This window comes from Devosia indica (genome assembly GCF_003056405.1).
GTDB lineage: Bacteria > Pseudomonadota > Alphaproteobacteria > Rhizobiales > Devosiaceae > Devosia > Devosia indica.
In genome coordinates, this window is the sequence record NZ_PYVZ01000032.1 from 1 (window position 1) to 8,541 (window position 8,541).

Genomic DNA, 8,541 nt, shown 5'->3' on the forward strand with positions numbered 1-8,541 from the left:
CTCCTCGAAACCATCGGAAACATCCCACCGGCGGAAGCTGAGGCAAAATTCTACGCCGCACTGGAACAACAGGCCATGGCCGCATAACTTAAACCAAACAGCCTCCGGCAAACCCGGGGCGGTTCAGGGTAAAGTGGGGAACGAGGATATCGTTAGCAGCTGGCTAGACGCTTCGGACAGGCACGCGGATTGGCAAGTGATCCACTTCATGGAGAAGATTAGCGACGCGGTTAAGTTAGCTATCCGCATGTCGGAGGATTTTTCGGGTGGCAGCTACAGTGTCGATCTGGTGACCGAGCTGTCGAAAATCTACGCGGACCATTTTCCGGCCAATCCTGCCGCCCGCCTCGATTTTGTGAATTTGGCCTCCACTGTGATCGCCAAGAAGGGCTTCACTCGCAAAAACACGCTCAATCAGGCACTGAAGCGGGCGCGGTGACAACCGCTCCAAAACGAGAAATACCTGTCACTCCGTCTATGTGAATAATAGCGAGCGGTCCTGCAATCGCACGGGCTTTGCCCCAGCCAAAATCTGCTGGGTGGATCGCAAAAATGGAAAAAATCGCGTTCACTATTGCCGAGACCAGTCAATGCCTGGGCGTTGGCACTACGACCATCTACAAGCTGATCGATGCGGGCTCGCTTGAGCGAATTAAGATTGGCAAGCGCGCTCTGGTGCTGGCCGAATCTATCGATGCCTTCGTCGAGAGGTCTCGCATCGACAGTCGCGAGCGAGCTGAAAAGGTCGCAGCACTGAGCGCCCGCCTCGAAGCGGCAAAGCCGCGCAGTGGGGCGACGAAATGACGGTCCTCGACCATCGCCACGACCGTCCGCGGCAGGAGCCTCCCCCCGAAACACGAAACAAAGCCGCCGCCCCTGTTGCAACCAGGGACGGCGGCGATTGTATTCATTCGAAGCCGGACGCTTCCTGTCAACAATACACTACCCTCGACGATCCCTGCAAGGACAGCAAACGACCGCCTCGGCCAGGCTATCTTCAGGTCGGCAGATTGCGCCGTCAGATGGCTCGCCTAACCGGACGAAAGTCGCTGTACCAGTGCGGGTGTCGCCGTTCGTTCGGATCTGCCAATGTTGTGGTCGCCGTCGCCGACGATCATGCGACTGCTAAGGGCATCATGCTCTGCCGCAACTCACATCTGTGCCCCTCTTGCGCTCGCTGGCTTGCTACTCAGCGAGCCGACGTCTTGCGACCCCAGCTTGAAGCTTTGGCCGGTGAACGCGTCTTGGTCACCCTCACTTTGCGGAGAACATTGTCGGCCGGCCTGAAGGAACAGAATGCGGCCCTGGACGGTGCTTGGCGCGCCACGACCAGTGGCGCTGCGCACCGGCGGTGGCTCTCGCAGGCAGGTGGCCTTTCATATGTTCGTGGATATGAGACCGGGCATTCCCCGCGCACGGGATGGGGCAGCCATCTTCATGGCCTGTTCGTGCTGCACGAACCAAGGTGGCCGACTATCGAAGAAATTGGACTAGACATAAATCTTGAGCGCCGAAACTCAGGACGCCGTCAACTTAAGGGCACAGATGGCGCCCTGGAACTAGTCGAATTATCGCTGCGCCGCCTGGCGGCCATTCAAGACGAAAATGCCACGCCCCTCGAATATCTGATGCGCCGATTCACCCAGCGATTTCGGCAAGAAGTCGGCCGGAGAGGCTTCGTGGCCACGGCCCGAGGACAGGATTGGCAAGTCGATCAAGGGCGGAGCCTCGAGTACGTTTCGAAGGGTGCGACTGCCTGGGATGGGCTGGCGGAGGCGATTGGCGGAGCACTGAAGACCGTCTCCAAGATGGACACGGTCTGGCAGCTCGCCAAGCGGGCAGAAGCGGGAGACATTCGGGCTCGTGCATTGGTAATCGAATACGCGGAAGCCACAAGGGGTCGACGCGTCCTGACGGTGTCCAGAGACTTACTACTTCGACCAGACGAGGAGTTGGAACCAGGGGCAACCGAGGCAACCGGTCTTATTGCCCTGACCGATGCTGGTCTCTTTACGCTGCGCCAGCAGGACGATGGGCTGGGTCTCGCAAGGCTCTTGGATATGTTGCCGTCGATTTGGCGGGACCGCGAAGCTGTGGTGCTGGCTTTGGGTGAAGGCGGTTTTGGACTTAGGGATGTCGAGTGGTCTTGGTACGAGCCATCACAGGTTTGTGGGGAAGCGGAACCGTAACAGCCGGCGACAATGCGACACCTACTTCCTCGTGGCAAAAGCGACTCGTGAACACGGAAGACGTTGGCGTTGTTCAAAACCTTGCTGGACTACAGGCCTGCAAGGATTCAGAGTAGAGCTTGAGGTTGGTCCAGCGAATCAGCAGGCATCAACCTGAGTTCTAGGTGGGGTCAGCTGCGTGCGATTTATTGATCTATTTGCTGGGCTTGGCGGATTTCACCAGGCGCTTACAAAACTCGGCCACGAGTGCGTGTTCGCGTCAGAACTGGATGGGCCACTTGCTGCGCTGTACGAGAAGAATTTCTCAATCAAACCTTACGGCGACATCCGAACGAGTTGGACCGAAGTTCCGGAGCACGACATTCTTTGTGCAGGCTTTCCCTGTCAGCCTTTCTCCAAGGCAGGAGACCAACTCGGATTTGAGTGCCCTCAGTGGGGAGATCTCTTCGACTACGTTATCAAGATACTCGATACGCATAAGCCGAGGTTTCTCATCATCGAGAATGTGCCGAATCTCATGAGGCATAGGGGAGGCGAGACATGGACAGCGGTGTGTAAGCGACTTGAAGGCTGTGGCTACGCCATAGATTCTACGCGCTTATCACCTCATGCATTCGGGGTTCCGCAGGCTCGGGAGAGAGCCATTATCGTCGGCGACAGGCTTGGCCTGAATGACTTTGTGTGGCCGACCGGAACGGCAACGCCCGCTGACATCTCGTCTGTTTTGGACAAACACCCCGATGAAGCCCGACAGCTGTCAGCAAGAGCGGTCAGTTACATCGACACTTGGCAAAAGCTAATTGACGCTCTGCCACCTGAAGATGAACTACCCTCATTCCCTATCTGGGCGATGGAGTTTGGAGCTACTTACCCATACGAAGACGAAACGCCTTACTCCCTGGGGTGGCCTAGCATGACAGCATATCGCGGTGCGCTAGGAGCGTCACTGGAGGGGTTGCCTGAAGAAGAAATTAAAGATTCAATTCCTACTTACGCCCGCGCGGCAGTCGAAAAATTTCCGAAATGGAAGATAGATTTTATCCGACAGAACAGAGATTTCTATTCTAGGCACAAAGAAGTCATCGACGCATGGCTTCCTTCAGTCAAAGAATTCCTCCCAAGCTTTCAAAAATTAGAATGGAATTGGAAGGGTGGCCCCCGAAATCTCTGGAAGACTATAATTCAATTTCGTGCCTCCGGAATTCGTGCGAAACGACCTAATATCGCACCTTCACTTGTTGCCCTTACTACAACTCAAGTGCCAGTAATCGCCTGGGAAAGGCGTTACATGACGATACGCGAGTGCGCCCGCCTGCAAAGTATGGGGGAGCTTGAGCATCTTCCCACACAACAAAACGGAGCGTTCAAGGCACTTGGGAACGCCGTCAATGTCGAAGTTATGACTGCAGTGGCCAAATCACTAATCGGCCGTCCAGAATCGTCAGACAATATTGCGAAAAGAGACTCAAGCGCTTTGCAAATATCTATGGTAGCAGCAGAATGAACGACCAGACCTCGACCACTGACGCCAAAATGGTGAGCATTCGGCCGGGTCCAAGCGTCCTTTCGGTACTTCGCTACCTTAATTACAAGCCGTGGTTCGCCCTTGCCGAGTTTGTAGACAATGCTCTTCAGAGTTATATTGCGAACGCAGACGCCCTAAAGGCCCTGCACGGCAATTTACCCAAGCTACGTGTAACAATCCGGCTGGATACGTCCCCTCCAGGCCGCATCACTATAAGCGACAACGCGGCAGGTATTGCGTGGGCCGATTTCCCGCGGGCATTTCGTCCTGCAGTGGCACCGCCTGATGCGGAAGGGCTCTCCGAGTTTGGTATGGGTATGAAGAGCGCCGCATGCTGGTTTTCCTCTACCTGGCAAGTACGGACTAAAGCTCTGCGGGAGACCGTAGAACGAACGGTTAGGTTCGATGTTGCCAAAATCACGCGCGACGAGTTGGAAGAACTACTTATTGCAGAGCATCCGGCACCGACGGATGCGCACTATACCGAGATCACTATCGACAATCCTCATCACCTACCCGTGGGAAGAACCGTCGGAAAAATAAAGGAACACCTTACAGATATTTATCGCGTATTCTTGCGGAAAGGGATTCTCGAGCTAGTTGTCGACAAGGAAGTACTCACATACGAAGAGCCGCCCATTCTAGTGGCTCCGTACGAAAGGAAACCTGAGGCAGGACCGCGTATTTGGCGAAAGGACATTAGCTTTGTCCTGGGTGATGGACAGAAGGTTGAGGGTTTTGCCGCCCTTCGCGATCCGGGAAATTTCGCGAGATCTGGTTTCGCGTTGTTCAGACGAGGCAGGCTCATCGAGGGTAGCGGTGAAGAGGGGTACAGACCTCACTTTATTTTTGGTTCATCTAGCAGCTATCGACACCTCCGGCTGTTTGGTGAGCTCCATATGACTGGTTTCAATATCAGCCATACGAAAGATGGGTTCCGCTGGGATGATGATGAGCAACCGTTTCTCGAGTTGCTAAAAGACCATCTCGATAGCGATGATTTGCCCTTACTCAGGCAGGCTGATCTATTTCGTGCGCTCGCCTCCAAGAAAGATCGCAAGAAGGCCGCAGAAATTGCACTTGGCAGAACGAGTGAGGTTCTAGCGCAAAACTTGCCCAGCCTCTTGCCCTCTATAGTTGATGTCGCGCCAAGCGAGACGGCTACCGATCCACTGCCAAAGCAACAGCCCCTCAGCCAGCGAGAACTGCAGTTCACCTTTCGTGGACAACCTTGGACAGTAAAAATTGAGCTCTCGGACGATCCGTCAGGGGGGGATTGGCTGTCGATGAGCGACATCGCAGCCACCGGCAAGGACCCTCAAACACTTGAGATTCGGCTCAGCATGGCTCACCCCTTTATGTTGTCATTTGCGCAGACCGACCCAAACGAAGTGGAGGCAGTACTCAGGATAGCAACTGCGCTAGCGTTGGGAGAGATGATTGCGCGTTCCGGAGGAGTACGCCTAGCCGGCACAATACGTAGGAACGTCAACGACATTCTCAGGGAGGCACTGTCGAAGCCTTCTGTGACGGAGGCATAGATGGCAGAGAGAAATCCAGTTTTAGTTGAGCCAATAGGAGAGGCCGCTTTGAAGCCCGGTCAACGTTGGATGCCCAAGCAAGGCATAGCAGCAACAACCGTCCTAGAAGCTAGCCCACTTGATTCAAAGGCCCAAGCCAAAACAGTCCAGTCGGCTGCGGAGATACTTGGGCATGGACTTGCGCCCGACATGCCAGACGGTCGCGAGACAGGACTAGTAGTGGGCTATGTTCAGAGTGGGAAGACGCTTTCGTTTACTACCGTTATTGGCCTTGCAAGAGACAATCGGTTTCCGCTCGTCATAGTTGTAGCGGGCACGAAAAGTTCTCTTCTCCAGCAATCAACCCTCCGCCTAGAGCGCGATTTGGACACCTTCGCCGCTGGTGGAGCGTGGAGGAAATTGACCAATCCTCGGACAGACAACGCGCAAACTATCCGAACCACAATAGGGGATTGGCGAGAAACCGATCTGGACGAGGACGAGCGCGCGACACTGTTAATAACGGTGCTAAAGCAAAAAGATCACCTCGAACACCTGACTAAGTTGCTGAGGGACGAAGACCTGTCGGGCATTCAGGCTTTGGTCATTGATGACGAGGCAGACCAGGCTGGCCTAAACACCAAAGTTCGCAAAGGGCAGGAGAGCACAACATACAGTTGGCTGCGAGCTCTGAGGGACGCGCTTCCACATCATACTTACCTGCAGTACACGGCGACCCCCCAGGCACCGCTCTTGATCAACATAATGAGTGTGCTATCCCCATCCTTTGTTCATGTGCTCGAGCCTGGCGACGGCTATGTCGGCGGCAAGGTGTTCTTCGCGGCTGGCAGCAAGTATGCAGAAGCGATACCACCGTCAGATGTGTTTCCCGCAAAAGGCCTACCAGCGGCTCCTCCAGACAGTCTCCTTAAGGCAATGCGGGTCTTTTTTGTTGGCCTCGCCTATACACTATTGATGAGAACTGAGGGTGAGGTCGCGAGGCGATCGATGCTCATACACCCTTCTCGCATCAAGGACGATCATCGGACTATCTATCAGTGGGCCAGACATGCGATCGACGGGTGGGCCGCAACTCTAAAGCTAGAGGATGGCGACCCTGACAAGGTAGATCTGTTGGATGACTTCAGAGCTGCATACGCCGATCTAAAGCGTACGGAGCGCAAATTGCCCCCGTTTGAGGAGGTGGCAACGAAGTTGCCTCGAGCTCTAAGGCGCACCCAAGCAATCGAGTTCAATACCAACGGGCGCCCTACCACGCCTGAGATAGAATGGCGGGACGCCGACGGATGGATTTTGGTAGGGGGGCAAGCAGTCGATCGAGGTTTCACCGTCGATTCCCTGACGGTGACCTACATGGGACGTGGTGTTGGCACGGGTAACGCGGACGCGGTTCAACAGAGAGCTCGCTTCTTTGGCTACAAAAAGTCGTATCTCGGGATTTGTCGGGTTTACTTGGAGCCGAACACCCTCCAGGCGTTTCAATCGTACGTGGCGCATGAAGAGATTATGCGCAGCGAATTGACACGGATTTCAGAAACCGGGCTTAGCCTCAGAGAGTGGAAGAGAAGCTTCGCTTTGTCGCCGGCTCTTAGCCCTTGCCGGAAAAGTGTAATAGCTTTGGGAGATGACTACATCCGGGGCCGTCGGACAGGCGGCTGGACACAACAACGAGGCGCGGTACTTAGTGCCGACCTTAGGTCCGCGAATGCCCAAGCGATCGCCAAGCTCACGGATTCCTTTTCGTTTGCACCTGACACCTCGTACCCAGCTGCTGCACCGTCTCAGCAGCATGCAGTGTGTCATTCCGTGCCGGTCAATGAGGCAGTGGAGTTACTCGTCGACTATCAACTCCTTGATCCGCGTGACGTGGCGTCGATGACTGGCATCCTGATGCAACTCGGCGAACTGTCGCGGGCTCAACCAGACGCAATGGTGTCAGTGTACCGAATGCGGCCAAACGCTACTGGTGTCCGGACTGCGGACGAGGATGGGATGCTGGAGGATGGCTTTCAACAGGGTCGCACCGGCGATGGCACTACGGCGTACCCAGGCGACGCTTTCTTCAAGTCGGGAAATCAGGTCACAATACAGATTCACCAGTACGACTTACTACAACAGGTAGAAGGTGCCGCCGTGTCGGTAGCGAAGGCAGCCCCATTGCTGGCCCTGCATGTTCCACCTGCTCTCGCATTGAACTGGATAGTTCAATTCCAAACGGGACAGTAGTCGTGGCAGGGATTACGTTCCCAACTCAAGACGCACGAGTCGAACACTCTCCCGGAAGCTTTTCGGTCAGCCAGGTCAGTGGTCATAGGGCTTATTATGCAGGTCGGACCGCGCTCGGCCAAGCGTGCTTGCTAATCGCTACGTCGGATGTAGGCCGGACAGTACCCCTGCTTCTGGTAGGGCTAGAAGTATTCTTCAGCATTCCCTGTCGTATCAGGGAGTATGGGGAAGAGGAACGCACTGAGACGCTCACCGCGGCAATCTGTATGTCGAGCGACCCGGCAATTGAGGAGTACTTCTCGAATGTATGCGAGACTCTGATACAACAGTTTGGTCCAAACCCAAGCGCCGTCACTGTTGAGGAAGGCATACTTTTTCTGGTAGACCTGTTTCGCAAGCTCGGGGACCCTAGCAAGCGAGAGGTTATTGGCCTGGCCGGGGAGCTTTGTGTTATCCACGAGGCTGGGAATGCCGACCGCGCGGTAGAGGCATGGAGATCAGAAAAAACTGATCGATACGACTTTGCGGTAGGAACGCTACGTATTGAGGCCAAAGCAAGTTCATCGAGAGATCGACGTCACTCATTTTCGCTGGAGCAGACGCGACCTTCCGCAGCAAGCTCCGCATTCGTGGCCTCCATTTTCATTGAGGCAGCGGGTGGCGGGACCAGCCTAGCGGCACTAATTAGATCAATTGAAGGGCGACTAACGGACCCTGATTTGATAGGTCGCTTCCGTCTAATTATTGCGGACAGCCTCGGCGAACGGCTTCCATTGGCACTGCGGTGGCGCTTCGACTTGGAATTGGCACGAGCATCGCTAGCGTTCTTCGACATTTCGACCATACCATCGCTGGTGGGTGACATTCCAGCAGGCGTGTCGCAGGTACGATTTTTAAGTGATCTGGGTTCTTGTTCTCCAACGTCGCGCAATGGTAAGCGCGTAGCCGAGGCCGTTACTGCCTGAAGTTCCAAGGCATGAGGTCAGCTATCTGGCCGTTTGGCCAGCCGCCGGCGATGCGCTGCAGGGTCCGGGTCAGCCAGGCATGCGGATCGACGCCG

General features: G+C 55.2%; 8 protein-coding genes. 7 read left to right on the forward strand and 1 reads right to left on the reverse strand.

Annotated elements, in window-relative coordinates:
* The 7 genes from DDE76_RS19835 to DDE76_RS20180 form a co-directional block, all read left to right on the forward strand.
* Positions 1-439 (forward strand): hypothetical protein (locus DDE76_RS19835; RefSeq protein WP_210202709.1); only part of this gene is annotated, 439 nt, incomplete at its 5' end.
* A gap of 113 nt (positions 440-552) precedes the next feature.
* A complete protein-coding gene (locus tag DDE76_RS19095) occupies positions 553-804 on the forward strand; it encodes a helix-turn-helix domain-containing protein (protein WP_104892801.1) in 252 nt (83 codons plus the stop codon).
* 440 nt (positions 805-1,244) lie between these two features.
* Positions 1,245-2,189: a hypothetical protein gene (locus tag DDE76_RS19100; protein WP_157955932.1), complete on the forward strand. Its 945-nt coding sequence runs from the start codon at positions 1,245-1,247 to the stop codon at positions 2,187-2,189.
* 178 nt (positions 2,190-2,367) lie between these two features.
* Positions 2,368-3,693: a DNA cytosine methyltransferase gene (locus tag DDE76_RS19105; RefSeq protein WP_104892799.1), complete on the forward strand. Its 1,326-nt coding sequence runs from the start codon at positions 2,368-2,370 to the stop codon at positions 3,691-3,693.
* Positions 3,690-5,255, forward strand: coding sequence for an ATP-binding protein (locus DDE76_RS19110; RefSeq protein ID WP_104892798.1), 1,566 nt, complete (start codon positions 3,690-3,692; stop codon positions 5,253-5,255). Before DDE76_RS19105 ends, DDE76_RS19110 begins: the two co-directional genes overlap by 4 nt.
* Positions 5,256-7,481: a Z1 domain-containing protein gene (locus DDE76_RS19115; RefSeq protein ID WP_104892797.1), complete on the forward strand. Its 2,226-nt coding sequence runs from the start codon at positions 5,256-5,258 to the stop codon at positions 7,479-7,481.
* A 2-nt stretch (positions 7,482-7,483) separates the two neighbouring features.
* On the forward strand, positions 7,484-8,446 hold the full coding sequence (locus DDE76_RS20180; protein ID WP_157955933.1) for a PD-(D/E)XK motif protein: 963 nt from the start codon (positions 7,484-7,486) through the stop codon (positions 8,444-8,446).
* Here DDE76_RS20180 and DDE76_RS19125 read toward each other — a convergent pair.
* The coding region (locus DDE76_RS19125) for a transposase domain-containing protein (protein WP_157955875.1) at positions 8,436-8,541 on the reverse strand (106 nt) is incomplete at its 5' end. The genes DDE76_RS20180 and DDE76_RS19125 overlap by 11 nt on opposite strands.